23 protein-coding genes are annotated in these 24,887 nt (G+C 67.6%); 17 read left to right on the top strand and 6 right to left on the bottom strand.

Going from position 1 to position 24,887, the window contains the following annotated elements; all coding sequences use genetic code 11:
- Window positions 1-9: 9 nt before the first annotated feature.
- Both ABIB25_RS07260 and ABIB25_RS07255 read right to left on the bottom strand, forming a co-directional pair.
- Window positions 10-1,527, bottom strand: a complete 1,518-nt coding sequence (locus ABIB25_RS07260) for a glycoside hydrolase family 1 protein (RefSeq protein ID WP_354527758.1) — start codon at window positions 1,525-1,527, stop codon at window positions 10-12.
- 3 nt (window positions 1,528-1,530) lie between these two features.
- A complete protein-coding gene (locus ABIB25_RS07255) occupies window positions 1,531-2,034 on the bottom strand; it encodes a SixA phosphatase family protein (RefSeq protein WP_354527757.1) in 504 nt (167 codons plus the stop codon).
- Window positions 2,035-2,284: 250 nt separating this feature from the next.
- On the opposite strand from ABIB25_RS07255, the gene ABIB25_RS07250 reads away from it, so the two are divergent.
- Window positions 2,285-3,313: a sigma-70 family RNA polymerase sigma factor gene (locus ABIB25_RS07250; RefSeq protein WP_354527756.1), complete on the top strand. Its 1,029-nt coding sequence runs from the start codon at window positions 2,285-2,287 to the stop codon at window positions 3,311-3,313.
- 6 nt (window positions 3,314-3,319) lie between these two features.
- Here ABIB25_RS07250 and ABIB25_RS07245 read toward each other — a convergent pair whose 3' ends face one another.
- Window positions 3,320-4,054: an ANTAR domain-containing protein gene (locus ABIB25_RS07245; RefSeq protein ID WP_354527755.1), complete on the bottom strand. Its 735-nt coding sequence runs from the start codon at window positions 4,052-4,054 to the stop codon at window positions 3,320-3,322.
- A gap of 245 nt (window positions 4,055-4,299) precedes the next feature.
- Here ABIB25_RS07245 and ABIB25_RS07240 point away from each other — a divergent pair, with 245 nt between their 5' ends.
- The 7 genes from ABIB25_RS07240 (at window position 4,300) to ABIB25_RS07210 (ending at window position 8,905) form a co-directional block, all read left to right on the top strand.
- Window positions 4,300-4,827 carry a septum formation family protein gene (locus tag ABIB25_RS07240; protein WP_354527754.1) on the top strand — a complete coding sequence of 176 codons (528 nt, stop codon included), beginning with the start codon at window positions 4,300-4,302 and terminating at the stop codon, window positions 4,825-4,827.
- A gap of 59 nt (window positions 4,828-4,886) precedes the next feature.
- Window positions 4,887-5,276 (top strand): DUF4280 domain-containing protein, encoded by a 390-nt coding sequence (locus ABIB25_RS07235; protein WP_354527753.1) that lies wholly within the window; start codon window positions 4,887-4,889, stop codon window positions 5,274-5,276.
- A 380-nt stretch (window positions 5,277-5,656) separates the two neighbouring features.
- Window positions 5,657-7,222, top strand: coding sequence for a phage tail sheath family protein (locus tag ABIB25_RS07230; RefSeq protein WP_354527752.1), 1,566 nt, complete (start codon window positions 5,657-5,659; stop codon window positions 7,220-7,222).
- A gap of 66 nt (window positions 7,223-7,288) precedes the next feature.
- Window positions 7,289-7,768, top strand: a complete 480-nt coding sequence (locus ABIB25_RS07225; RefSeq protein ID WP_354527751.1) for a phage tail protein — start codon at window positions 7,289-7,291, stop codon at window positions 7,766-7,768.
- Window positions 7,765-8,256, top strand: coding sequence for a hypothetical protein (locus tag ABIB25_RS07220; protein ID WP_354527750.1), 492 nt, complete (start codon window positions 7,765-7,767; stop codon window positions 8,254-8,256). The genes ABIB25_RS07225 and ABIB25_RS07220 overlap by 4 nt, the downstream gene beginning before the upstream one ends.
- 6 nt (window positions 8,257-8,262) lie before the next feature.
- On the top strand, window positions 8,263-8,436 hold the full coding sequence (locus ABIB25_RS07215) for a DUF6760 family protein (RefSeq protein ID WP_354527749.1): 174 nt from the start codon (window positions 8,263-8,265) through the stop codon (window positions 8,434-8,436).
- Complete coding sequence (locus tag ABIB25_RS07210) at window positions 8,423-8,905, top strand: phage tail protein (RefSeq protein ID WP_354527748.1); 483 nt, start codon at window positions 8,423-8,425, stop codon at window positions 8,903-8,905. The genes ABIB25_RS07215 and ABIB25_RS07210 overlap by 14 nt, the downstream gene beginning before the upstream one ends.
- A gap of 3,204 nt (window positions 8,906-12,109) precedes the next feature.
- Here ABIB25_RS07210 and ABIB25_RS07205 read toward each other — a convergent pair.
- A complete protein-coding gene (locus ABIB25_RS07205) occupies window positions 12,110-12,367 on the bottom strand; it encodes a hypothetical protein (protein ID WP_354527747.1) in 258 nt (85 codons plus the stop codon).
- A 685-nt stretch (window positions 12,368-13,052) separates the two neighbouring features.
- Here ABIB25_RS07205 and ABIB25_RS07200 point away from each other — a divergent pair.
- The 8 genes from ABIB25_RS07200 (at window position 13,053) to ABIB25_RS07165 (ending at window position 23,063) form a co-directional block, all read left to right on the top strand.
- Window positions 13,053-13,775 (top strand): hypothetical protein, encoded by a 723-nt coding sequence (locus tag ABIB25_RS07200; protein ID WP_354527746.1) that lies wholly within the window; start codon window positions 13,053-13,055, stop codon window positions 13,773-13,775.
- Between the two features lie 121 nt (window positions 13,776-13,896).
- A complete protein-coding gene (locus ABIB25_RS07195) occupies window positions 13,897-14,556 on the top strand; it encodes a CIS tube protein (RefSeq protein ID WP_354527745.1) in 660 nt (219 codons plus the stop codon).
- 49 nt (window positions 14,557-14,605) lie between these two features.
- Window positions 14,606-16,366: a phage baseplate assembly protein V gene (locus ABIB25_RS07190; RefSeq protein ID WP_354527744.1), complete on the top strand. Its 1,761-nt coding sequence runs from the start codon at window positions 14,606-14,608 to the stop codon at window positions 16,364-16,366.
- Window positions 16,367-16,423: 57 nt separating this feature from the next.
- Window positions 16,424-16,873, top strand: a complete 450-nt coding sequence (locus ABIB25_RS07185) for a GPW/gp25 family protein (RefSeq protein ID WP_354527743.1) — start codon at window positions 16,424-16,426, stop codon at window positions 16,871-16,873.
- Entirely contained in the window at window positions 16,873-18,837 is a 1,965-nt protein-coding gene (locus tag ABIB25_RS07180; protein ID WP_354527742.1) for a putative baseplate assembly protein, read from the top strand. Before ABIB25_RS07185 ends, ABIB25_RS07180 begins: the two co-directional genes overlap by 1 nt.
- Before the next feature lie 46 nt (window positions 18,838-18,883).
- Complete coding sequence (locus ABIB25_RS07175) at window positions 18,884-19,744, top strand: phage tail protein (protein ID WP_354527741.1); 861 nt, start codon at window positions 18,884-18,886, stop codon at window positions 19,742-19,744.
- Entirely contained in the window at window positions 19,741-20,940 is a 1,200-nt protein-coding gene (locus ABIB25_RS07170) for a hypothetical protein (protein WP_354527740.1), read from the top strand. Before ABIB25_RS07175 ends, ABIB25_RS07170 begins: the two co-directional genes overlap by 4 nt.
- 329 nt (window positions 20,941-21,269) lie before the next feature.
- A complete protein-coding gene (locus tag ABIB25_RS07165) occupies window positions 21,270-23,063 on the top strand; it encodes an HNH endonuclease signature motif containing protein (protein WP_354527739.1) in 1,794 nt (597 codons plus the stop codon).
- 83 nt (window positions 23,064-23,146) lie between these two features.
- On the opposite strand, the gene ABIB25_RS07160 is transcribed toward ABIB25_RS07165, so the two are convergent.
- On the bottom strand, window positions 23,147-23,356 hold the full coding sequence (locus tag ABIB25_RS07160) for a hypothetical protein (RefSeq protein WP_354527738.1): 210 nt from the start codon (window positions 23,354-23,356) through the stop codon (window positions 23,147-23,149).
- A 210-nt stretch (window positions 23,357-23,566) separates the two neighbouring features.
- Between ABIB25_RS07160 and ABIB25_RS07155 the strand changes: the two genes are divergently transcribed.
- Window positions 23,567-24,121: an NUDIX hydrolase gene (locus ABIB25_RS07155; protein ID WP_354527737.1), complete on the top strand. Its 555-nt coding sequence runs from the start codon at window positions 23,567-23,569 to the stop codon at window positions 24,119-24,121.
- An 89-nt stretch (window positions 24,122-24,210) separates the two neighbouring features.
- On the opposite strand, the gene ABIB25_RS07150 is transcribed toward ABIB25_RS07155, so the two are convergent.
- The gene (locus ABIB25_RS07150) at window positions 24,211-24,732 is read right to left on the bottom strand and encodes a GNAT family N-acetyltransferase (RefSeq protein WP_354527736.1); all 522 of its coding nucleotides are present in this window, start codon (window positions 24,730-24,732) and stop codon (window positions 24,211-24,213) included.
- Window positions 24,733-24,887 lie beyond the last annotated feature (155 nt).

Raw genomic sequence — 24,887 nt, 5'->3', positions numbered from 1 at the left:
CACCGCGAGTCACCCGGTGCGGCGGCGATGCGCAGCGATGACCTCTCGGAAGTAGTCGAAGGACGCGCGTGGGGTGCGTTCCAGCGTTTCCCGATCGACCCGGACGAGCCCGAAGTGACGGGTGAAACCCTCGGTTCCCTCCCAGGCGTCGGTGAGCCCGCGGTGGAAGTACCCCCGCACGTCGACCCCGGCAGCAACGGCGGCATCCACTGCGAGCAGGTGGTCCCGCAGGTACGCGATGCGGTCGGTGTCCGGGGCCGGCGCCCCGGCGATTCCGTCCTCGAAGGCGTCTCCGTCTTCAGCAGGGGCGACTCCGCCCTCCGCAGCAGAGCCGGCGGCACGATCCGCGTAGGCGGCACCGTTCTCGGTCACCATTAGCGGCGGCAGCCGGGGATAGCGACGGTGCAGGTCGGTCAGGACGGTCGTCAGCGATGGGGCGTCCACCGGCCAGTCGAAGTCGGTGACGGCCGCGCCGGGGCTCTCCACGAGCGCGAACGGGATCCGGTTGTTGTCAGGGGCGGCAGCGACCACCGTCGGATGGAAGTAGTGCACGCCGTAGAAGTCGATCGGCGCCGAGATCGCTTGCAGGTCACCTTCTTCGACCATCTCCGGGAACCGGTCGAGCAGTGGTTCCAGCAGGCGGGGATAGCGTCCCAGCACGACCGGATCGGTGAACTGCCGGTTGTGGTAGCTGTCGTACAACGCGGCAGCGCGTCGGTCGTCGACCGTGTCGCTGGCCGCCGTCACTGCGGTGTGGTGCAGGGAGATTCCGATCTTCGCAGATCCACTCCCGCTGGCGAACAACACATCCCGCATCCGGGCGTGGGCGAGCAGTAGGTGATGGGTGACCGGGAAAGCTTCGTCGAGAAGCGTCAGACCCGGTGCGTCGATGCCGAGCGCATGACCATAAGCCATGTGCGACAACGGGTCTGCCAAAGTAGTCCAGTACTGCACGCGATCACCGATCCGCCGGGCGACCAGTGCGGCGAAATCACCTGCTGCGTCGGCGGTGTCGCGATCGAGCCAGCCGCCGCGCAGCATCAGCGCCACCGGCAGGTCCCAGTGGTAGAGGGTGACCCAGGGCCGGATGCCCTTGGCCAGCAACTCGTCCACCAACCGGTCGTAGAAGTCCAGCCCCAATTCGTTGGCCGGGCCGGACCCGTCGGGCTGGACCCGTGACCACGACACGGAGAATCGGTACGCGTCGACGCCGAGAACGGCCAGCAGGGCGGCGTCGTCCCGGTACCGCTCGAAGTGTCCGACGGCGACCGAGCCGCTACTGCTGTCGGCGATGCGCCCGGACGCTGCCGCCACCGCGTCCCAGATCGACGGTCCGCGGCCATCGGCGTCAGCCGAGCCCTCGATGCCGAACGCCGACGACGAAACGCCGAATTCGAAATGGTCCGGTAGGTGGCTCAGATCCGGCAGGTGCGTCAGATCCGGCAGGTGCGTCAGGTCCGGTAGATGGCTCGCGGATGACGAAGCCGGCGCGCGGTCGTCGCCGGGTTCGGGCGGGTGCGGGGCCAAGGGTCAGTCTCGGGGGATGTGGAAGGCGACCAGACGCGAGTCGCCGAGGTCCAGTTCGGACCACGGCGTCTCCGACTCGAGCACGGCGATCGCCGCCGTGGGGAAACGGGACCGGAGACGATCGAGCGCCGCGGTGTCCGACCCATCGCCGGCGAGCTCCATCGCAAGGCCCGGCATGGCCGGGGCGTGGCCGACCACGAGCAGTGTTCTCACGGTGTCCGCAACGGTTCTGACCTGCTTGAGGACCTCGTCCGGGGTGGCGTCGTAGATCTCGGCCGACAACTTGACCGGTGGGACCAGACCGGTCGCCGCCAGCGTCTCCGACGTCCGCGTTGCGGTCGAGCAGAGCACTTCGTCGATCGTGGCGAAACGGGCAGACAACCACTGGCCGGCAAGGCCGGCTTCGCGGCGGCCGCGATCCGCGAGCGGACGGTCGTGGTCGCGGACCCCACCGGGATAGGCCGACTTCGCGTGCCGCATCAGGATCAGCGTGCGGGTGGTCGGCATCGGGGTCTCCTCGTCCGCCCACCGGGCGATCAGTCCGGGCGAGATCAGGTCGGGCGTTCAACAGCGCAGGACCCATCATCCCCTTCCCCGCGCATCACCACTGTTTCCCTCCTGTTTGCGCGATGTCGGCCCGGGGGGGGTAAGGTCGTGGTCAGCTAGTGGACGTGCCGTTGAAAAAACCGCGGCACGCGACACCCATTCTGGTCCAACAGCGGCGCCAGGCGATCCTGCTTTCGGTAGGAGCCCTTCCATGTCCGTTTCCGTTGAGTACACGGCTGTCCCCGAACAGCCCCTGTCGCCGAGATCCCAGCGTCGCGGCGTTGCCAAGACCCTCGAATTCGATGCTCCCGTTCGCGGGGGCCGGACGACTGCGGGCCGGCGCTCCGCTTCGATCACCGTCCTCCATCCGGTTGCCGATCCCCGGACTGACACCACGGCAGACGTGGACGTCGAGGACGCTGCCACGGGCCTGCGGCCCATCCTCGATGACGAGCAGACCGCTTCGTCTGGGGCGGTTGCCACAGAACAGATCACTGCCGCCTCGGAGCGATCGGCCCGGGTCGCGGCCCTGCTCAAGAAGATGGTCGAATGCTCGGACGACAGCGAGCGCAAACGTTTGCAGTCGGCAGTGGTCGTCGAGCACCTGAGCGTGGCCAAGTCGATTGCGTCGCGCTACCGCGGACGCGGTGTTGAGCGCGGCGACCTCGAGCAGCTCGCGTATCTCGGTCTGGTGAAGGCTGCATCGCGCTGGCTTCCGGGCCTGAGCGACGATTTCCTCCAGTTTGCCGTGCCGACCATCTCCGGAGAGATCAAGCGCTACTTCCGCGACCATTCCTGGTTGGTCCGTCCGCCTCGTCGCATCCAGGAGCTGCGGGCCTCGATTGCCCTGGCGGAGAGGGACTTCCAGGACTCCGGCGAGCTTCATCCGACCGACGAACTGGTCGGCCGTCGGCTGGACGTCCGCGAGGTCGACATCAGGGAGGCCAGGGCAGCAGCGGGACTCTGCCGGCCGCCGTCGCTCGATGCGGATTCCGGCGCCGGGCTCTTCATCGCCCAGCAGTACAGCGGCCCGGATCGGACCGGCGAGGTCGACGACCGGATGTCCCTGGATGTCATCCTGCGCACCCTGAGTCCGCGCGAACGCACCGTGGTCGGGATGCGGTTCACCGATGGTCTGTCGCAGGCCAAGATCGGCGAACTGATCGGCGTCAGCCAGATGCAGGTTTCGAGGATCCTGCGGGATGTCGTCGGCAAGCTGCGCGAGCGATGGCAGCTCTAGGGCCACTCAGGCCGTTTCTCCGGTTTCGGTGCCCATCGGGACCGAGCTCGATCCGGGGAGTTCCCCGGTGCGCAGCAGGATCACGGCGACCTCGTGCAGTTTGATGTTGTGCTGCTGCGAGTACCGCTTGAGCACCGCGAAGGATGCCTCGGCCTGCAGCCCGAACCGTTCCATCAGGACACCCTGGGCCTGGCCGATCACATGGCGCGCGTCGACGGCGCGCCAGAGGTTCTGCTCGCTGCGCGAGCGGGCCAGTCCGACCGAAGCGTGGGCGGCCACCACCTGCGCGGCCTCGATGTCGTCCTCGCTGTACTGGTAGGACGGCCGGGCATAGAGGTTCAGGGCGCCGAGCACGTCTCGTTCGGTGAACAGGTGAATGCTCAGGATGCTGTGCAGGCCGAGCGCGGCGGCCCGCGGACCCCAGTTGGGCCAGCGCGGATCGGTGGCCGTCTCCGGGATGACGAAGAGTCCATTGGTCTCGGCTGCCGTCAGGCACGGGCCTTCGGTGAGTTCGTACTGCAGCGCATCAGCCTGGTCGACCACCGGATGCGAACTGGCCACCGTCTCGAGCGTGCCGTCGGCGTGGACCAGGGTCACGCTGGCGTAGTCGCAATCGACGCTGTCGAGAGCCAGTTGCACGATCTGGGCGATCGCCTCGTCCGGCGACTGGTGGGAGGCGATCTTCCGCGCCCGCTCGGCGAAGGAGAGCGCGGTCAGCCTTGGCCTGCTGTCGGTCGTCATATCTGATCTTCTCCCGGTAGTGGGTACCCGACCTCCCGTTGCGGTGAGTACCCGACAATGATGCCCGATGGGGCCCGATCGGTGCATCCCCGCGGGACGCCGACCGTTCCAGTTCCCCCCACGTCACGATTCACCCGGGTGGCGCCGGATTGATGGGTCCCGAAGTGGAGTTGTCCGTTTACCCTCAATGGGTGATCACCAGTGGTGATCGCCCAATGACTGCGCGCAGCGGGAGGAAGTCGGCGATGGCTGGACGAGGGCTTCTGCGTCGGGGAGCGCGCGCCCGGCTCCTTGTGGTCGGCCTCTTGGCGGTCCTGGTGCTGGTCTCCGGCTGCAGTTGGGTGTCTGGCTTGTTCGGTAGCAGCACGCCGACCGAGACCTCCACGCCGGTCTCGGTTTTCGAGGTGGCGATCGGGCAGTGTTTCAATCCGCCGACCGGACCGCCGACGGTCGAACTCTCCGACCTGACCTCCGTGTCCTGCACCGCGCCGCACACCCAGGAGTCCTACGCCAGCCCCACCTACAAGGCTCCGGCGGGTGGGGACGACTCGATCTATCCCGGTGATGCCGCGCTCGTCGCGTTCGCCAAGGGATCGTGCGCCCAATCGTTCACGCCTTACGTCGGCGTGTCCTACCTGGACTCCTCGTTGTTCTTCACCTATCTGCTGCCGTCGGCACGTAGCTGGGAGCAGGGCAAGGACCGCACCGTGCTCTGCTTCGTCACCACCACGGGCAAGCCGCTGACGGCGACCGTCAAGGGCTCGAAGCTGTGAACGGCCTCGATGAAGGAGTGTCAGCGATGAAGGAGTGCGGGCGATGAAGGAGTGCGGACGTGGGTAAGCCCATGGTGGTGACCGGTGCCGCGATCGCGTGCACCTTCGGCATGTCGCCCAGCACGCTCATGGTGGTGGCGCCGCGGCCCATCGTCGAGGGCCGTCCGGCCGCGACGATCACCGACATCGCGCCGATGGTGAACATCGTCCCGTTCGGCATGTGCATGTCGCTGTCCAACCCCACCGTTGCGGCGGCCACCGCCGCAGCGCTCGGGGTGCTGACGCCGATGCCCTGCGTACCGGTGGTTGCCGCGCCCTGGACCCCGATGGCTCCGCAGACGACGATCGGGGGAATTCCTGCTCTCGTCGCCGGCTCGATGTGCAACTGCGTCTTCGGTGGGGTCATCTCGGTGAGCTTCCCCGGCGCGGTCAAGACGCTCGATGCCTGACGTCCACCCGCGCCCGTCGGAGCGTCACCAAGGGGCCGTCGTCAGGCTCCTGCCGGGCAGTCTGCGGGCGTTGCCAGGGGACTCGGCCGGCCGTCGCCCGGTCGGGTGAACGGCATTGTGGTGACTCGGGGTAGTTGATCGTGACCAAAACGTGCTCAGTTGCGCCTTTGCTTGCATAGCTTCGCGGCAATCAGGTGAGAATCACCCCGAATTGAAGATCAGGCTGGCAAACGGGCGATGACTATTCAGGAATCAAGTCGGGAATGTCATAGTTTGTGACGAATGCGCTCGCGACGCGTTCGACCAGATGTGTTCGGCCCCCGACTTCATGGCGACAGCTCGTTCCGATCTGCGCCACAAATCCCTTGACAGGAGTGGGAATGCCCACGTACACCGCACCAGGCGTCTACGTCGAAGAGGTGCCGTCATCGCAGAAGGTGTTGTCGTCCGCACCCACGGCGATCGCTGCGTTCGTCGGCTTCACCGAGTTCGCACCGACCGATGACCCCGCGGATCCCGAAGGCCTGGCGCCTCGGCTGGTCACCAGCTGGACCCAGTTCGAGAATCTCTACGGGAGTTTCACGCCCGGTGCCATCATGCCGCTGTCGGTCTACGGCTACTTCGCCAACGGGGGATCGCTCGCCTACATCGTGCGGGTGCCCAACACGGCCCCGTCCGGCCAGCCGTCCCGCAAGGAACTCCCCGCAGCCGACCGCGCGCTCGGATTGCCGCTGGCGTTCGAGAGCCTGGAGCCTGACGCGGATCTCACCGTCCAGGTGACCAGTGCCGACACCGACGAAGAGGGCCCGAGCCCCTTCAACATCGATCTGCTCTCCGGTGGTGTTGTCGTCGAGTCGTACGAGAATCTCGGCCTCGGCAAGGGCGATCGCAATGTCGCCACGGTCATCAACGCGACCTCGACCAAGGTCAAGGTCGAGGTGCTGCTGGACGCCAAGACGGACCTGTCGAGCCAGATCGAGGTGTTGAAGCCGGGTCTCTACGCACTCGACAAGGTCGCGAGCACCCCGGTGGCCGTCACCGGTCGGAAGTTCGCCGGCTCGGAGTCGTCCCGCTCCGGCATCAATGGTCTGGCGGTGGCCGAGGACGTCACCATCGTCGTCGTCCCCGACCTGATCACCGCGGCGACCAAGGCCGACGGTTCCATCGACCTGGGCCTGTGGAAGGCCGTGCAGACTTCGCTCATCACCCACTGCGAGCTCAACGGCAACCGGATGGCGATCCTCGACGCCCCTCCCGGCATGACCCCGCAGAAGATCAAGGAGTGGCGCAGCGAGACGGCCATGTACGACTCGGCCTACGCCGCGCTGTACTACCCGTGGATCAAGGTCGAGAACCCGATCGGCACGAACGGCGACGCCGAGGTGCTCATCCCGCCGAGCGGCCACATCGCCGGTGTCTGGGCCCGCACCGACGAGACCCGCGGCGTGTGGAAGGCCCCGGCCAACGACACCATCCGCGGTTGCCTGGACGTCGAGTACGGGGTCACCCAGAACGAGCAGGGCGTGCTGAACCCCATCGGGATCAACTGCATCCGGCCGTTCGGCACCAGAGGAATCCGGATCTGGGGTGCACGGACCCTGGCCAGCGACACCGACTGGCGCTACATCAACGTCCGTCGCCTGTTCAACATGGTCGAGGCGACCATCGCCGAGGGCACCCAGTGGGCCGTCTTCGAGCCGAACGACGTCGCCCTGTGGGAGGGCATCAAGCGCACCCTCACCGCCTTCCTCCGTGGGCTGTGGAGTGCCGGCGCCCTCTTCGGGCAATCCGTGGACCAGGCGTTCTACGTCAAGTGCGATTCCGAGACCAATCCGCCGGAATCGATCGACCAGGGTCTGCTGATCGTCGAGGTGGGCATCGCACCGGTCAAGCCGGCCGAGTTCGTGGTCTTCCGCATCGCCCAGCACAAGCAGTCGGCCAACTAGTCCGACGCGTCGAAAACTGCTCGCACCAAGTAGTTTCACACCCACCACTCCCAGGGAGCACACAGCATGCCCAACGATTTGATCAATACCGATCCACTCATCGCCCAGAACTTCTTCCTCGAGATCGACGGCTCCGTCGTCACCATCCTGTCCGGTGTCTCCGGCCTGGATGTCGAGATGGAAGTTGCCTCCACCACGCAGGTGGGCAAGGACGGAAAGCAGTTGCAGGTGAAGACGCTGGCCGGGCGCAACAAGGCCCCTGATCTGAGCCTGACCAGGATGGCGCCGCCGGACTCCACCCAGGACAAGATGTGGGGCTGGTTCAACGACATCTACAGCAAGGGCATCCTGCTGTCCGACCGCACCAACAACCGCAAGAGCGGTTCGGTCGTCATGTACGACTCGACACACGTCGAGGTGGCCAGGTTCAACTTCACCAACGGTTGGCCCAGCAAGATCGCAACCGATGCGCTCTCCGTCGATTCCAACGACCCGGTGAAAGAGACGATCACCCTGACCATCGAGTCCCTGCACCGAGTCAAGTGAGTCTGAAGACCGAGTACGAGTTCACCCTGCCGCGCGGATATGTCGATTCCGGCGGCGGGGTGCACCGCACCGGCGTCATGCGTCTGGCGACTGCTCGGGACGAGCTGGAGCCGCTGCGTGACCCGACCGTCCAAGGTCCCGACGACCCGCGCCTGACGGTGCTCATCCTGGCCCGGGTGGTGCGAACGCTCGGCGATCTCACCATGGTCACCCCGCATGAGATCGAAGGTCTCTTCGCCGCGGATCTCGCGTTCCTTCAGGACTTCTACGGCGTGATCAACTTCGGCGACCAGGAGGAGTACGAGGCATTGCTTGCCGCGCAGGCCAACTCGAGGCCGTTGACGGGTACGGCTCCGAGCCCGCCACCCGCTCCCGCTGCGGCGGTTTCGGCGGACAGCAATGGTCTGGGCGGCAATGTCGATCAGTTCGGCCAGTTGCGTCCGCCACCCAGGACGCGGGTCGAGGAAATTCCGCGCAGTCAGGGTTGATCGACTGTGCTCCGCTACCCCGTCGATGCGATCTGGCAGGAGATCGCCTATCTGGCATACCACGTGCATTGGCCGCTGGACGATCTCCTGGACCTCGAGCACATGGACCGGGTCCGGATGGTCAGGGCCGTCGCCGGCCTGAACGAACGCGCATGGGAGGCGGTCCGTGAGTTCGCCTGATGCCATGACGCTTCTCGGCACAGAGCCCGCTCTGTCGTCGAGATTTCTGTTCGAGGTCGACGGTGTCGAGATCGGGTTGTTCGCCTCCGTCAGGGGGTTGGCCGTGTCGTCGCAGACCGAGGACGTGAAAGAGGGTGGCCAGAACGGATTTGTCCACCACCTGCCCGGTCGGCTGGAGTGGCCGAACATCGTCTTCAGCCGTGGGCTCACCCAGTCCGACGCTCTGTTCACCTGGATGAACAAGACGGCCGGCGAGGGGTTCGCGGCGAACAGCAACAAGATCGTCCGTGCGACCGGCGCCATCACCGCCATGTCGTCGGAGGGCCTACGACTGCGGAGTTGGTCGCTCGACAGTGTTTTCCCGGTGCGCTGGAAAGGACCCGACTTCGACGGATCGACCGACACCCTCCTGTCCGAAGAACTGGAAGTGGCCCATCACGGTTTCAAGGCCAGCAACGTGACCGGGTGATCTGGCAGTGAGCGAGGAAGTCGAGACCGCAGGACCCGATCCCTCCGGGACCGGGCCTGCTGCTGTCTCCGGAAGTGCACGGCCGCCCGGTCCTGCGGTGGGGCTCGGTCGGCTTGCGGCGCGCAGATGGTCCCGACCGGGGCCTCCCGGACGAGCAAGGCCGGCGCCGCTGGGGAGCGTTGCGGCTGCGGCGGTGCGGTTCTCGGCCGGGCTGGCGCGGCCGCCCCAGGTCCGCCGCCAGTTGGCCGGGCCCGGCGAGATCCGGACGACCAAGGTGCCGGAGGCGATGCGTCCGCCACGCTGGTGGTCGCCTTCGCCGCCCGTTGAATCCGACAAGCTAGCTGCCATTGCCGTCCCGTCCCGCATGCCTGCTGTGGGGTGGGTTGGCGTCGCGGGTCCGGTATCCGCGTTGCCGCAGCGCGGACTTCGCCGGGCGGCCAAGGCGGTCCCCACCGAGTCGACCCACGTGCCCGGCGGCATGGCGGTCGGCATGGCCGGGTCAGCGGTCCCGGTCAGACGGTTGCCGGACGTCAAGGCTGCCGGCACGATGAAGGATGCCGCGAAGAAGCTCCTGGCGCCGCGGGTCACGCCAGTTCCGGCGACCCCTGGTTCTGGTCAGTCGGCGGGTAGATCGGGCGCGAGGGGAGTAGTTGGTCCACCGGGGGCGGTCACGGGGGGCGGCGACATCCGGCGTCGCGCCGCCGTCCCCCGTGCCCCGGTCGGCAGTACGCAGATGACGAATGCGGGTACCCGACCGTCGGGCGCCGGCCTGCGGAGTCCGGCCGGAATTCTCGGTTGGGCTGTCCGACGCCGGGCAGTCCAAGCCTCGGCGTCCACTCCGACATGGGGTCCTGCCTCGCCGGGGAATCCATCTGCCGCAGTAGGTTCTGGGTCTGCCACCGTTCGTGGCGCTCGGCCGGCCACAGCTCCCTCGGCTCTCCGGCAGTCCTGGGCGCGGCCGCCGGCGGCACGCGCGGCCGCGGTCGGTCCGGTGGCCGGGGCCGTCGCTGCGGTTGCGGGAACCGACGAGGCCGTCGCTGCGGTCGCTGGTGCTCACAAGGCGGCTGCGGCCGCCGGCGATCCGGCGGATTCTGGTGCGGGCGCGTCCCTTCTCGCCGGGTCCCCTTCTGCTGATGGGCACACCTTGCGACGTCAGACGTCGCCTGAGCGAGTGCACTCTGCCGACGCCGAAGGACCTGGCTCGACAAGTTTCTCCGCTCTGAGCGGCGCACCGTCCGCACTCCCAGGTGGCACGGTCTCCGGCCTTGCGTCTGCGCAGTCGATGCAACCTGGCGGGGTGGGCGACCTGATCGCTCCCGTCGTCGGTGCCGACCGTGGAGCGTCCACTGGACCGGATCTCGACGGCCCTCGGGTGGGTGGCGGATTGATCAGCGCCGTTCGTCGTTCCCCGGCTGCAGTGCTTCCCCGCGCACTGGGCCGGCTGCCCGGACCGGAGAACGCGTCTGACCTTCGTCGCGCCGCTGGGGCGCCCACGCCGATCAGGGCCGCCGGCGCCGGATCGGCCACGGCACGACCACCGGCGCTGCTCTCCCGCAGTTCGTCCGACGAGACCGGATCGGTGGCCAATACCCCTTCGATGCCCTCGGCTGGACCGTCGGCCCCCTCCGCCGTCCGATCCGTCGTCAACGGGACTGCCGGTTCAACGTCGTCAGGGGCAGAAGTTCTGCGACGCACGGAGTTCGAGAGCCCGCCGCCCTCCGTGTCGTCCGCCGTCATTTCGCCGGGTGCGACTTCGCCGGGCTTGACTTCGCCGGGCGTGACGGCGCCCGCTGCGACTTCGCCTGGTGCGACGGCGTCCGCTGCGACAGCGCTGCCGGGCGTTCCCGCACCGCCGGCGCACCTGCCGGCGGCAGTCGCGGCCCCGTCGCTCTGGGTCGAGCCGGGTGCGGTCGTGCGCCGCGACGCCCCGCCCACAGCAGGTCCGGCCGCGACCGCCACATCGCTTCCGGGGCCGGCCGGTGCTGTGCCCGCGCCGCCCGGTGCGTCATCATCGCCATCGACGCCGTCCGTCGCCTGGCAGGGAGACGTTCGCACTGCTGATGCCGGAGCGGACCAAACCTTGGCTTTCGCCATCCCCGACCACGGCCGTGTGAGCGAGCCGGTTGGACCGACTCCGATGCGCCGACGGAGTGCCGGTCCGGTGGTCCTGCGATCCATGGCGGGGCCGGCCCGAAACGCCCGAGAGAGCAGTGATTCCGAGTCCGATGCCATCGGTCGGGTCTCGGCGATGCGGGGCGGACTGCACGGATTCCGGCTGCGCCGGGCGGCCGTGCTCGGTGAAAATCTGCCCAAGAATCCCAGTGTCGGTGGCCCTTCGGCCGTCGGTAGGCTGATGGCCGGTGCGGTCGGATCCGACGTGTCGGTCGCTCGCATACCTGCTGCTGTCAGGCCCTCAGCCGCGGGTGTCGCCGGTATCAGGCGTGTGGAAGATCCGTCCACGACTGCTGCGGTGGATCGCTTCTCATCCGGTGCGCCGAGCAGTCGGAGCGCGTCGGCTGCGCCCGTGGCGGCTGCGGCCGCCGGGCCCTCGTCGGCTGCGGCTGCCTCAACGTCGGCGCCGGCGGGCCTGGCGTCGACTGGGCAACGGGGCGCACAAGCGGCGGCATCGCCACCGGCGCCCGTGGGACGGATTTCAGCTGCAGCACAGGGGATTCCGTCCGTCCGGCCGGCAGAGGCTCCTGAGATGGGGCATCAGCCGACTACGGCAGCGAACAAGCCGTCCGAGGCGGGCAACGCTGCCGTGATGGGTCCGACCGAACCCGTCGTCTCTCCGCGAATCCTCGGCGCCACCGGCGGTCGGCCCACGCGCCGATTTGCCACCGGAGGTCCGCTGCGCCGAGCGGCGTTGCAGGGCAACGGTTCTGAACGAGGCCGCGTCCTGGTATACCAACCTGGGCGCGGTCCAGGTGCGTCGCCGGACGGCGGGCGTCCGGCTGCCGCGCAGCTCGGCCACTCGCACCTCGGCCATGCGCCGCAGACGACGGGTCAGCACACGACGGGTCAGCACACGGCTGGATCCTTTGCTGGCGCAACATCCTTTGCTGGCGCAACCCTTCCGAGACCAGGCCACCTCGCTTCGCTCGTCAGTCCCGGCGGAGGTGATCTCTTGGCCGCCGTTGGCCAGGACACCCCCGGCGTGCGGTCGTCGTCGCTGCGCCGCAGCCTTGGTATGCCTCAGGTGGCTCACGTCAGGAGCGGAGGGCCGTCCCCGGCTGTCCGAGCCTCGGCGCTCTGGATCGGCGGCAGCCGCGCCTCCGCGATCGGGTCGGCGACGGCCGCGGTGGTATCGGAGACGGCCGTGGGCCGCGCATCGGTGGTCGGGCAGACTCCGCCGGTCCGGCGGACCGCCGTCGCGGGGCACGCTTCGATGGTCGGACCGGCGACCACGTTCCGACCGGCGACCACGTCCGGACCGACGACCACCTCTGGGCCGGCAACCACCTCCAGACGGGCACCAGTGGCGGGGCGCGCAATGTCCGGGACTTCATCGTCGGGACAGTTCTATCCGGGCTCGGACGCGGTCGCGGGGGGAAGTTCGCCGCTGGGAACGGTTCACCCCGGACAGCTCGGCCTGGCTCGCGCGGTCGGCCCCCTTGGGTCCCCGCGGCGGTCAGCAGCGCCGATTGCTGTGGCGGCTGCCTCCCTGGTCGGGGTCGGCGGCCCCGTCAAACCGATGATCGGGCTCAACCGCGGCCCGACCAGCGGTTCCCCCACGAGTGGGTCCGGTGGCTCGGCCGCACGTGGGTCCGGTGGGTCCGCCTCGCGAGGGTCTGGTGGTCCGCCCGCCGGCAGTTCCGGCGGCCCGGGTAAGAACGGGATCCGTCGATCCTCTGCAGCGCCCGGGTTTTCGGCGTCGGGCTCGACCTCGTCCGGACCCAGCTGGTTCGCCGGCGGTATCTCGTCGCCGATCCAGGTCGCTCGGGTCGAAGCAGTCCCGGCGCCGGTCGGAGTACCGGTGCGGCGACGGGCGTCCGACGCCGACCATCGCAACGGCCCCACTGTCACCGGCCGGGCAACGCCGACGGTTCCGAGAGTCGCGTTCGGTGATTTTGCCCGCGACACCACTGCGAGGACAGGCCATGCCGGCGCGACCTCCGCATCTGCATCCGCATCTCCAGCCGCAAGGATGGGCTGGGTCGGCGCCCCGCCGTCATCCGGAACGGGACCGGCGCTTCCGGGTTCGGTATCAGCCTTCTCCACCCCCTCCGCCGGAACCGGAGCCGGCACCGCCCCCGTCGGCTTCGGGGCGCCGGCCCAGGGTTCGACCATCCGCCGGTACCCCGCGCACCCCGAGCGGTGGATCGAGCCGTCCACCACCAACCTCCTGCGGAGCCCGAGCGTCGCCCCGCCGCGGTCCGCACCGCGGCCCCCCGCTCCTGGTGCCGCGGCGGCGGCCGCCGTGTCGAGTTCCGAACTGCGCCGGTCGACGACGGCCGCGGTACCGGCGCCGCCGTTCGCTCCCGGAACCCAGGCCGGCGGTCCGGCGGTACCGCAGGTGGCACAGAGAGTTTCGGCCGAAGGTGCCAACGGCCAGGCCGGTAGCACCATTCGCCGGTCGAGCCTGCTCGACCAGGCACCGGCGTCATTGTTCGACCGGGCCCTGGCCCAGATCGTCGGCGGCGCCAACGAGGGCCGTTCACCGGCCACGATCAGAAGGGGGACAGTGATGGGTAGCTCCGACATCGGGATGCTCGGACATCAGGAGGAGTCGAAGCCGGGGTCGATCGCCGCCTCCCTGACGCCCCGCGAGTGGGACCAGCTGGTCGACATCATCGTCGAGCGACTCGAAGACCGGGTGTCGGACGAGCTGGCTCGCCGTGGCCGACGCTTCACTCCTGGGGTGATGTGACAGTGTCCACATCCGATGTGACAGTGGACGAACTGCGGCGCTCCCTCCCGCGAATGACAGCCGTCCCGACATCCACCCTGCACGACGCACAGATCGACCGCATCCCACGACGGAGGACCACATGCCGCTGACCGAGAAGGCGTTCCTGGAGATCGAGGGCACGGCCGACACGATTCCCTGCATGTTCAACCCGTCGGAGTTCTCCGTCTCCCGCAGCAACAGCTGGTCCGGCAATTCCCTTGCCGGCCAGGGTGTCCCGCAGCTGCACTACCAGGGGGCGACCTCCGGATCGATGACGCTCGAGCTGACCTTCGACACCACCGACACCGGCCAGGCGGTGACCACGCACACCGGCAAGGTGCTGTCGCTGATGGATGTCGATGCAGCCCTGCCCGGCACGGACGCCCAGTCCAACAACGCCCGTCCGCCCTACGTGGTGTTCCACTGGGGCAATCTGCATTCCTTCAAGGCGGTGGTCGCCAGCATCAATCTGCAGTTCACCTACTTCTCCTCGACCGGGGTGCCGCTGCGGGCGAAGGTGTCCTTGACCCTCACCCAATACCAGGAGTCCGCCGCGTTCGGCCCGCAGAACCCGACTTCGGGAACACCGAAACCCCACCGGGTGCACCGGGTCCAGCCGGGCGAGACGCTGGATCGCATCTCCGCCAAGTACTACGGCGATTCGACCCGATGGCGACAGATCGCCGGCGCCAACGGCATTTCCGATCCGCTGGCGATCCGCAGCGGTTCGCTGCTGTCCATCCCGAGGTTGCAGAACTGATGAGAGCGCGACACGCGAGCAGCTGCGCGACGAATCAAGAGGATTGAACATGACCGCACCGAGCATGGGCGCGATCGCGCCCGACGTCCTGGTCAACGGCAGTGCCATGTCCGAGGTACATCTGAACCAGCTCACCGGCCTACGGATCAGGACGGCACTCGGGCTGCCGGGCCGGGCAACACTGCGCTTCGACGATATCGGGTACGCCATCGCGGCCGGCAACACGTTCGCCATCGGTGCTCCGATAGAAGTGCAGATGGCCCAGGGGCAGACCCTTTTCAGCGGCGAGGTCACCGGGATCGATCTGCAACTGGACCAGGGTGTTCCGGACTTCGTGGTCATCGCCGACGACCTCTCGTACAAGATGGCACTTGGTAACCGGGTCGAGACCTACACGCAGATGACGTTCAGCGACATGGTGCGGAAGATCGGCGGCCGTAGCGGTCTCAGCGTCAACGCCGACTCCACCACCATCCAGTTCGAATACACCATGCAGACCGACTCGGATTTTGGCTTCCTGAGCGAGATCGCGGACCGGACCGGCTACGACTGGTGGGTCGAGGGCCGCACACTGTCGTTCAAGAAGCCGAATCCGGCCGCCACCGGCCCGATCCTCACCGTCGGCGAGGATCTGCGTCAGTTCTCGGTCCGGGCCAGCGCGCTGCACCCCAGCACCACCAGCGTGACCGGGTGGTCGCCCAAGCAGAAGCAGGCCACGGTCGGGAAGGCCACCGCATCCGAGTACAACGTCCTGCCGACGGCCAATCTGGTCAGCGGGTACGCCAAGGTGGCGAGCCTCAACACCAGCGGCGCCGTGACCAGTTCGACCGACGCTCCGATCGGCCAGGAGGAAGCCACCGAGCTGGCCAAACGTGCGGTGACCTCCTGGGCCACCGCAGCCGTCGTCGCCCGAGGGACGACGCTCGCGAACTCTTCGATCAAGATCGGCGGATCCGTGCAGGTAGCCGGGGCCGGGCCGGCTAACGGCAAGTATTTCGTCACCGAGGTCGAGCACAGCTATTCCGATCGTGGATTCGAGACCCGTTTCACCGCAGGGGATCGACGACCCAATGGTCTGGTCGACACGCTCACCGCGCAGAAGCAGTCCAGTTTCCGTCGGGACGGGTTGGTGGTCGGGGTGGTGACCGCGATCGGCAACACCCAGGGTTCGCCCGGGGACATCAAGATCAAGTACCCCGGTGTGTCCGACACCCTGGAAAGTGCCTGGGCCCGCATCCTCTCGGTCGGCGGCGGCCAGAAGAAGGGCATCACCTTCATGCCGGAGGTCAACGACGAGGTGGTGGTCGGCTTCGAGAACGGTGATCCGCGCCGGCCGGTCATTCTGGGGGCGCTGTTCAACGGCAAGGACGTCCAGCCTGCATTCCTCAAGACCGGCAGCCAGGTCGATTCACGGCAGATCACGTCGCGGCTCGGCCACGCAATGGAGTTCGGCGACGGCACCGCACCGGACAAGAAGTACATCTCCCTGACCCTGGCCGGTCATCAGTCGTCGGTGATGCTGTCGGACAAGGAGTTCGCGGCCACCGTGCCGGCAGGGCACCCGGTGTCGATCACCTCCGGATCGGCCTCCTTCAAGATCGACGCGCAGGGCGGCATCACCATCAGCGGCAGCAAGATCACCCTGAAGGCCGATACCGATGTGGAGATCTCCGGGCTGAACGTGACCACCAAGGCGTCGGTCAAGAGTTCCACCAGCGCCGCGATGGTCGAGGTGAAGGCCAATGCCACTCTCGACATGTCCGCCAGCGGCCCGTCGATGCTCAAAGGCAACCCGGTGATGATCAACTGATGGCTGCAGCAGCGTACGTCGGTCCAGGATCAAGGAATCAGGGGAGAGGTGAGGGCGATGGAGGAGATCGTGCTGCCGGCAACTAACTCCGCCGGGCCGGCCCACTACGACGCGACGTTCATCGGCCGTGGGTTCTACTGGCCGATGCAGGTCGATCACACCGGCTCGATCCGGCTGACCGATGGCGCTCCGGACCTCGACCGATCGATGGCCGTCGTGCTGGCAACGGCGCCGGGTGAGCGGGTCATGCGCCCTCAGTTCGGTTGCCGCATCTGGGATCTGCTGTTCGAGCCGGTCACGGCCAACCTGCTCGGTCTGATGGCACAGTCGGTTCGCGACGCGCTGGCCCAGTGGGAGCCGCGGGTGATCGTCGAACAGGTCGACCCCGTACCCGACGGTGACGACGCTGCCCTCGTCGTCATCAACGTCACCTACCGGGTCAAGGCGACCAACGACCGGCGCAACCTGGTGTACCCGTTCTACGTCATTCCGCACGAGGAGAGCTGATGGTGCTGCCGGCCCCGAACCTGGACGATCGGACCTTCCAGGACATCGTCGACGAAGCCAAGCGGCTCATTCCGCGCTATACACCGGAATGGACCAACCACAACGTCTCCGATCCCGGTGTTGCCCTCATCGAATTGTTCGCCTGGATGAGCGAAATGGTGCTGTACCGGGTGAATCAGGTCCCGGACCGGCTGTTCGTGCACTTCCTGAACCTGGTCGGCATCGAGCCGTTTCCGCCGTCGGTGGCCAGGGCCAGGGTGACGTTCTGGCTCTCCGCCGTGCAGGACGTGCCGGTCACCGTACCGGCCGGATTGCAGGTGACGACCACCGGAGATCGGTCCGGCGGCGACACCGCCGTGGTGTTCTCGACCGTCGACGAATTGATCATCCGGCCGCCGGTGCTGGTCAGTGCGCTGACGTCCGATGCGAAGTCCGAGCGGATGACGGCGGTCTTCGACGATCTGCGATTCGTCGGGTCGTCGGTCGCCTGTTTCACCACGACCGATGCGTCCGGCCGGCTGGCGCCGGGCAACGTGCTGCTGCTCGGCTTCGCCGAGTCGTTGGCGGGCATGGCGATCCGACTCTCCGTCCAGGCGCATGCGCAGGGGATCGGTGTCGATCCACGCAATCCTCCACTCGCCTGGGAGGTCTGGAACGGCGAGGCCTGGATCACCGTCGACGTCTTCTCCGATACCACCGGTGGACTGAACCGGGCCGGTGAGATCGTGCTGATGATCCCCGCAGAGCACGACTTCCTCACCCTGGGCGACACTTCCGCCTACTGGCTGCGGGTCCGGCTGCTCACTCCCGTCCCGGGCCAGCCTTCGTATCAGGCGTCGCCACAGCTGGATTCGCTCGAGGTCGCTGCCTTGGGTGCAACGGTGGAAGCCGAACATTCCTCGACCGCCGGCACCGAGGTGCTCGGACGGTCCGATGGCAGTGCAGGTCAGGAGTTCCGGGTCGGCTTCCCGCCCGTGCTGCCGCGTCGCGGCACTGAAACGGTCCGCATCAGCGACGCCGGCGGCAAGGCGGAATGGACGGAGGTGGCGGACTTCTCGACGTCGACGGCGTCCGATCCGCACTTCGTCTGGGACTCTGCGTCAGGCGTGGTGCGGTTCGGTCCGCGCGTTCGTTACCCCGACGGAGCGGTTCGCCAGCACGGCCGGATTCCGCGGGACGGCGCCGAGATCGCGGTGACCGGATACCGGTACGGCGGCGGCGCCCAGGGCAACGTCGGCGCCCGGACCCTCACCGTGCTGCGGTCGGCTGTGCCGTACATCTCCGGGGCGGTCAACCTGCGACCCGCTGTCGGCGGTGTCGACGCGGAAACCATCACGGAGGCCAAAACCCGTGGGCCACTGACGCTTCGCACCGGCTCGCGAGCTGTGACGGCCGGCGATTTCGAGCGGCTGACCATGGAGTCGTCGATCGAGGTCGCACGGGCGCGGTGTCTGCCATCGGCGGACGGCCGCGGCCCGGTCCGGATGCTCGTGGTTCCGCAGGTGCGCACCGACATCAGGACGCATGCGCTCGACGATTTTGCGATCACCGCACCGTTGATGCGCAGGGTTTCCGAGCATCTCGATGCGCACCGGATCGTCGGGACGGCGGTGGAAGTGGGAACGCCGTACTACCAAGGTGTTTCGGTGGCGGCGCTGGTGCACGCACCGGCTGGGCGGCCGCTCGCCCTCATCCGTCAGCGCGCCGTCAACGAGCTGACCAGGTACATCCATCCGCTGGTCGGTGGGGCCGACGGCAGCGGCTGGCTGTTCGACGGCGATCTGAACGCGGCCGCGATTGCCCAGTTGCTGGAGAGTGTCGAGGGGGTGGACCGGGTCGACGAGGTCCAGCTCTTCGAGTTCGATCTCCGTTCCGGGCAACGGATCGGCGCCGGCCGGGACGTCATCCGGTTGGATACGCATTCCCTGTTCCTGTCCGGTGCGCACCGGGTCGTCGTCCGATGACGTCGGAATTTGCAGTCTCCTTTGTGACAACGGCGCGGAGTTCGCCGTGACCGGCCCTGGGGACGGCGGCTGGCAGTTGCCCGGCGCCGACCACGGAGGCGATGTGGACGGCACTGACGGCGCAGGTGAGGTGGACGGTGCACCCGGGGCGTCGGTCGACCTTCCGGACGAGGAAGCGAGGTCGTCTTCGGAGCCGGAGCAAACGGTCGCGCTGGTGCCCAGGGCCGGCTCGTCTGCCGCGGTCTACGGTGCTGCTGACTCCCGTGCTGCTGACTCCCGTTCTGCTGGAACAGATGTCGTAACGGCCCCGACCGGTATGGTACGGACGGTGCGGCACGTAAGGCGTGATTCGCGGGTCGGCCCACCACCCCGCCACCCGCAGTGGCTGATCAACCAGCTACCGGTGGGCATGCTGCAGAGCGACTTCTTCGTCAGGTTCGTGTCGATCTTCCAGGAGCTCGGCAGCAAGCTGATGGACGACGCGGATCTGGTGCAGCACATCGCGGATTCGACGGTGACGCCGGTTCCGATGATCAGTCATCTGGCGAGCTGGATCGGTGTGGACACGATCGACCGGTCACTGCCGGAACCGTTGCAGCGGGTCATCCTGGCCAGCTCGGCGAAGGCGCTCGCCCATCGCGGCACGCTGAAGGGACTCCGCAACTACCTGGAAATGCTGTCGGGCGGGCCGGCCGAGGTCCTGGACGGCGGCGGTGTCTGGCCGGAGGGTGCAGCCCCCGGGGACGTCGCCTGGGTGCGGATGACGGTGCAGAGCACCGGTCATCTGTCGGAGGACGAGTTCGTGGCGATGGTCCGGGACGAGGTCCCCGCCCATGTTCGTGCGGAATTGTGGATCGATGTGCGCAGGGTGCTGTCGACGTCGGAGCGGGGATGGACAGGACGATGAAGAGAACCAGACGTTCGGAGGCCGCGCTTCGCGCCGCTGGAGACCGTGCCTACCTCGAGCAGGTGAAGGGTGAGGATGGGCAGGGTCCGATGGCGCCGAAGTCGATGCCGGTGGCACCCGCGGACGCCGCGTTGACCCCGACCGAGGAGATGCCACATGTCCCGACCGCGGCACCGCTACCGCCGCTTGGGGTTTCGCCCATCCTGGGAGAGGATCACCCGCAGAGCGCGCCGCCGGTCGGTTCGTTCCAGCAGCCGGCTGTCGGACCGCCCGGCCCCGCGTACGTGAGCAGATCCGCAGCCCCCACCGCCGGCTGGCCGCAGGCACCGGACGATTCGCCCCCCTCGGCGCGCTCGATGCCCTCGGCGAATGCCGCGCCGTGGGCGGGTGCTGCGCCCTCGGTTGGTTCGGTGCCGGCCGCTGGTCCCTCGGGGGCTGCAGATCCTGCGCAGTCGGTAGGTTCGGCATCGTCGGTGGAGCACGGTCAGGAGCCGGGTCCGCTGCGGAAAGCTGGTGCACACCAACAGGCGTCGTATGTCGAGCAGAGCCCGATCGGCACTCTGGACCCGCCCCAGTACTTCCAGCCGCCGCAGTACTTCCAGCCGCCGCAGTACGCGCCGAATCCGCAGTTCACCAAACCTCAGTTCGAGAAGGCGCCTGTGCCGCAATACGGCCAGCAGGGTCGGCAACCGATGCCGCCACAGCACATGCCGATTGGGTCCGACCTCCCGCTCCTGCTCGGCCCTACCGGGATCGCCCCCATCGGGGATCTGGTCACCTGCCCCGAGTGTGGGGAGATGGCCACCGTGGACGCGGCGCGACGGAAGTCCGAGGACTTCTGCCGGCACTGTGACTTCCCGCTGTTCTGGGCCCGCACCACGGTGATCCTGCCCTCCGGTGAGGAAACGGGTGCGTCGCTCCGCCGGCTTCCCGGTACCGTCGGCCGGGCCGCCACCGCAGCTCTGATGTGCCCGCACTGCGGGGAGCCCAACTCCCCGGTGGCGCAGAACTGCGTCCGCTGTCTACTGTCCCTGCATCCGGAGCCGGAGATGATTCCCGAGCCGGTCTACCTCCCGCCCGAGCCGGAGCCCATGCCGGTCGCGATCGGCCGCGAGTACCCGCTCTGGTGGATCATCCTCGTGACCGCCTGCATTCTGGTCATCGGCCTGCTCGTCGTCTGGGGCTTTGCCAACTGACCGTCGTGGTCGTGGTCCTGCTCGTGGTTGGTCAAGTTCGTGGTCGGTCATGCGCTGCCGCGCTGATCAACTTCGCCCGCTGCCGCGCTGATCAACTTCGCCCGCTGCCGCGCTTGTCAACTTCGCCCGCTGCCGCGCTTATCAACTTCGCAGGCGCTCATCAACTTGCCGATTTTGGGAATGGTGAGACAGAAGTAGACGACTTCGTACGCGCCGTCACAGATGATCAGCGCAATTAACCGGCAATTGCGTCGCAGAGTCTTTGTCGGCCACCGCCGGATTCCCGCGGAAAAGGGGAACTGTCGGTGCCCGGGTATAACGTCTTGTTCATGAAGGACACCGCATTCCCCGACACCCAGCAGACCCAGGACCTGCTGCACCTCGCGCTGCGGGTCGTCGGGCAACTGCGGGAAACGCAGTGGTGGCGAATCCAACACGCCGACATGCTCACCCTCGGCAAGCAACTACAGCAACTGGCCAACGAGGTCTACACCGCCAACGTCCACCTCGCCGGCGAACTGGACAGCGAGAACATCGCCACCAAATACGGGTGCACCTGCACCGCGGCGCTGCTGCGGCAAAAGTTCAACATCTCCCCCGCCGAAGCCTACGGCCGGGTCAACGCCGCCCGGCAGGTCCTCCCCCGCGAGACCGACACCGGCGCCGTCCTACCACCGGCAATGCCCGCCCTGGCGGCCGCGATGGCCGCCGGCACCCTCACTGGCGAACACATCAAACTGATCACCGCCACCATGACCAAACTCCCCACCCTGCTGCCGGTCCAGGACCTGGAATTCTGGGAGGACTTCCTCGTCGACCACGCCACCCGGCTGGACCCCAACCCCTTCGAGAAGGTCTGCCGCAGCGTCCTGGACAAAGCCGACCCCGACGGGGACCTGGACGAGGAAACCGCCGCCGCCAAGATGGAATTCAGCTTCGGACGCCGCAACCTGCGCACCGGGTTGACCCCGATCAAAGGGCAACTGGACGACTACAGCGTCGAAGTGGTCAAAAAAGCCATCGACGGACTGTCCGCACCCCACCCCAGCGCCCCCACCCCCGGTAGCACCACCACCCCCACCACCGGCAGCGGCAGCACCGGCGGCAGCGGCACCAGCAGCGGCGAGACCGACAGCACCGACAGCACGGACAGCACCGCCAGCACGGACAGCACGGACAGCACGGACAGCACGGACAGTGAGAACTGCGCTGCGACGGATCCTTCCGCCCGCGTCGACGTCGAGGACGATGCCGACGTCGAGGACGACCACGATCATGCCGACGGGTTCACGCGCGACAGCGGCAACGCCGACAGCGACGCGGACCCGATCGTCCCGAACACCGACACCGACACCGACACCGAGACCGACGGAGGTTCGGGTACCGACGGGGGTTCGGGTACCGACGGGGGTTCGGGTGCCGAGGCTTCCGGTGCCAGCGACGCCCACCCCGCCGGAACCGGAACCGGAACCGGAACCGGTCCCGGTGGCGGTCCCGGTGGTAAACCCGGCGCCCGGACCCACTGCGGGACGAAGGTGCGGGACCCGCGGTCGCCGGCGAACCGCCGCGCCCACGCCCTCATCGCGGCGCTCCGCGGGTTCCTGGACGCGGGCCTGGGACCGACCCAGGGCGGCGAACGGCCCCACATCACGATGGTGATGAACTGGGACGTCGTGAAAGGCGCGCTGACCTCCGCCGGGTACGACTCCGGCGGGGCGATCACCGCCGCCCAAGCCCGAAAGTTCCTGTGCGACGCGCAGATCATCCCGGCCATCCTGGACAGCAAAAGTGAAGTGCTGGACATCGGGCGGGAACGCCGCACCTTCCCACTCGCCATACGCCGCGCCATCACCTTGCGCGATCTCGGATGCATCTGGCCCGGATGTGACAGACCACCCGGCTGGTGCGACTGCCACCACGTTGATTGGTGGCACCGAGACGGCGGCAACACCAGCTACAAAGGCGGTGTTCTGTTCTGCCCCTGTCATCACACCGAAATTCACAAAGGCGAGTGGGTGGTGCAGATGGGCGAGGACGGAATACCGGAGCTGATTCCGCCGAAATGGATGGACTCGGAGCAAAAACCCCTCCGCAACAACATGCACCGACCAATGGGAGTCTGAGAATGGAGGGTACTTCACGAGCCACGAGCCACGAGCCACGAGCCACGAGCCACGAGCCACGAGCCACGAGCCACGACGTACGGTCAGAGTTCGCCGACTACAACCCCCGGATATGCGTCCTCCAAATGGACGACGGTGGCCGTCGGGGCGGAATCGCCGTCCTCGGCCTCCCACTTCTGGTGGAGGCTCAGGCTGAAAGCCTGAGCCAGATCGAAGGTTTCGAACGGACCAACCGCGCGGGGAGCTGCGAACGCATGCTCCTGGCTCTCACCGATGATGACGACGACGAACATGGGACATCCTTCCTGGTGGCTTCTACGCTGCGGACCTCAGTGGATCATCTCTCAAGGCATCGTCCGACCGCTGCAGGCCAAATGAGCTAGTCGCGCGAATTGCCAGGCCGTCTGGTCACCGGGCTCCGGAACCACGCTGTTCGAAACTGCGGAACCACGCTATCCGACACTCTGGACCCGGCCGCGGGCGATTGACCTACCATCGGGTGCATGCCCCCCACCCGTCCTGTTGTTGAACTCCTCGCCGGGTACCGGCCGGTCGACGCCGCAGAGAAGGCCGACGTGGACCGCATACTGGAGGTGGCGGATGGGGCGGAAGATCCTTGGTCCCAATCGATCCCACTGCATCTCACGGCGTCGGCGGTGGTCGTGCACCCACCGACCGGACGGGTCCTACTGCGGTGGCATGCGCGTCAGCAGGCCTGGTTGCAGATCGGTGGTCATGGCGATCCGGGGGAGTCCTCGCCGATGGAGATCGCGCTGCGGGAGGGCTTGGAGGAAACAGGCCTGCCGGACCTCGCACCGTGGCCGAGCTCGGAGCTGGTGCATGCCGTGATCGTCGGCGTGGTCGCCAAGGGGGACAGCCCAGCGCACGAGCATGCAGACCTCCGGTTCGTGCTGTCGACCGACCTTCCCGACACCGTGCGGCCCGAGAAGCCGGACGCATTACTGCGCTGGCTGACGGTCGACGAGGCGATGGGTGCCACCAGCGAGGCGAACCTGCAGGAAACCCTGCGCAGGGTAGGCGATCTCATCGCCCGCTGACCGTCCTGGCGTGGCTGTGTCGCCGGATGGGGTAGTTGGTTGCTGCCTGCGGTGATGGATGGAGGCGGTAGAGCCGTACTGGGGGGCCGCTACGCCGCGCGCAGATGCTTCTCGAAGCACAGCGAGAACGGCATGGTCTCGAGGTAGGGCTCGTAGATCGGAATGGGCGTGTACCCCAGGCCCGCGTAGAGCGCGACGGCGTCGGGTTGACGATCGCCGGTCTGCAGGATCAGCCGGGAGACGTCGGCAGCAAGAGCGATCGTCTCGAGTTCGAGCATCAAGGCTCGGCCTATGCCCCGACCGCGGCAATCAGGATCGACGATGACCCGCTTGACCTCCCAGTCGCCCCGCAACTCGCGCAGGGCCGCATGAGCGATTGCCTGGCCACCATCCAGCACCAGCACGGTGGCCCGGATGTCCGCCGGATCCACCCGGAGGGCGTCTCGACGCCGCTGGGTGAGCTCGGCCGGTTCCGGGTCGTCGTCGGGCCTTTCGTACCGGGCGAAGATCTCGGTGTCCATCCGGCGCCGCAACTCGACCGCGCGCGGATCAGCCCAGTCCACCAGGACGAAGCGGTGCTCCCGGCCCGAGGTCTCCGGATGTTGCGTCACTGCTGAGCTCCCGTACGTGAACAGCCTGTGGCCCTTGATGATCGATCTTGAAACCGTCACGCTACTACGCACCGGCTCGCGATCGGCCGGCGTCGGCGACCGCGTCGGGTTGAAGTCGACCGCGTTTGATTGTGCGCGAGAACCCGGTGCGGACC

It is taken from the genome of Nakamurella sp. UYEF19 (genome assembly GCF_040546275.1).
GTDB lineage: Bacteria > Actinomycetota > Actinomycetes > Mycobacteriales > Nakamurellaceae > Nakamurella.
Note: the sequence above shows the minus strand (reverse complement) of the source record. Positions and strands in the feature narration are given on the sequence as shown.

Bases quoted from the DNA above. Each gene is read 5' to 3' on its own strand.
- ABIB25_RS07255 (WP_354527757.1), bottom strand. From the start codon at position 2,034: ATGCCGACCACCCGCACGCTGATCCTGATGCGGCACGCGAAGTCGGCC.
- ABIB25_RS07250 (WP_354527756.1), top strand. From the start codon at position 2,285: ATGTCCGTTTCCGTTGAGTACACGGCTGTCCCCGAACAGCCCCTGTCG.
- ABIB25_RS07245 (WP_354527755.1), bottom strand. From the start codon at position 4,054: ATGACGACCGACAGCAGGCCAAGGCTGACCGCGCTCTCCTTCGCCGAG.
- ABIB25_RS07240 (WP_354527754.1), top strand. From the start codon at position 4,300: ATGGCTGGACGAGGGCTTCTGCGTCGGGGAGCGCGCGCCCGGCTCCTT.
- ABIB25_RS07230 (WP_354527752.1), top strand. From the start codon at position 5,657: ATGCCCACGTACACCGCACCAGGCGTCTACGTCGAAGAGGTGCCGTCA.
- ABIB25_RS07225 (WP_354527751.1), top strand. From the start codon at position 7,289: ATGCCCAACGATTTGATCAATACCGATCCACTCATCGCCCAGAACTTC.
- ABIB25_RS07200 (WP_354527746.1), top strand. From the start codon at position 13,053: ATGGGCTGGGTCGGCGCCCCGCCGTCATCCGGAACGGGACCGGCGCTT.
- ABIB25_RS07195 (WP_354527745.1), top strand. From the start codon at position 13,897: ATGCCGCTGACCGAGAAGGCGTTCCTGGAGATCGAGGGCACGGCCGAC.
- ABIB25_RS07190 (WP_354527744.1), top strand. From the start codon at position 14,606: ATGACCGCACCGAGCATGGGCGCGATCGCGCCCGACGTCCTGGTCAAC.
- ABIB25_RS07185 (WP_354527743.1), top strand. From the start codon at position 16,424: ATGGAGGAGATCGTGCTGCCGGCAACTAACTCCGCCGGGCCGGCCCAC.
- ABIB25_RS07180 (WP_354527742.1), top strand. From the start codon at position 16,873: ATGGTGCTGCCGGCCCCGAACCTGGACGATCGGACCTTCCAGGACATC.
- ABIB25_RS07170 (WP_354527740.1), top strand. From the start codon at position 19,741: ATGAAGAGAACCAGACGTTCGGAGGCCGCGCTTCGCGCCGCTGGAGAC.
- ABIB25_RS07165 (WP_354527739.1), top strand. From the start codon at position 21,270: ATGAAGGACACCGCATTCCCCGACACCCAGCAGACCCAGGACCTGCTG.
- ABIB25_RS07160 (WP_354527738.1), bottom strand. From the start codon at position 23,356: ATGTTCGTCGTCGTCATCATCGGTGAGAGCCAGGAGCATGCGTTCGCA.
- ABIB25_RS07155 (WP_354527737.1), top strand. From the start codon at position 23,567: ATGCCCCCCACCCGTCCTGTTGTTGAACTCCTCGCCGGGTACCGGCCG.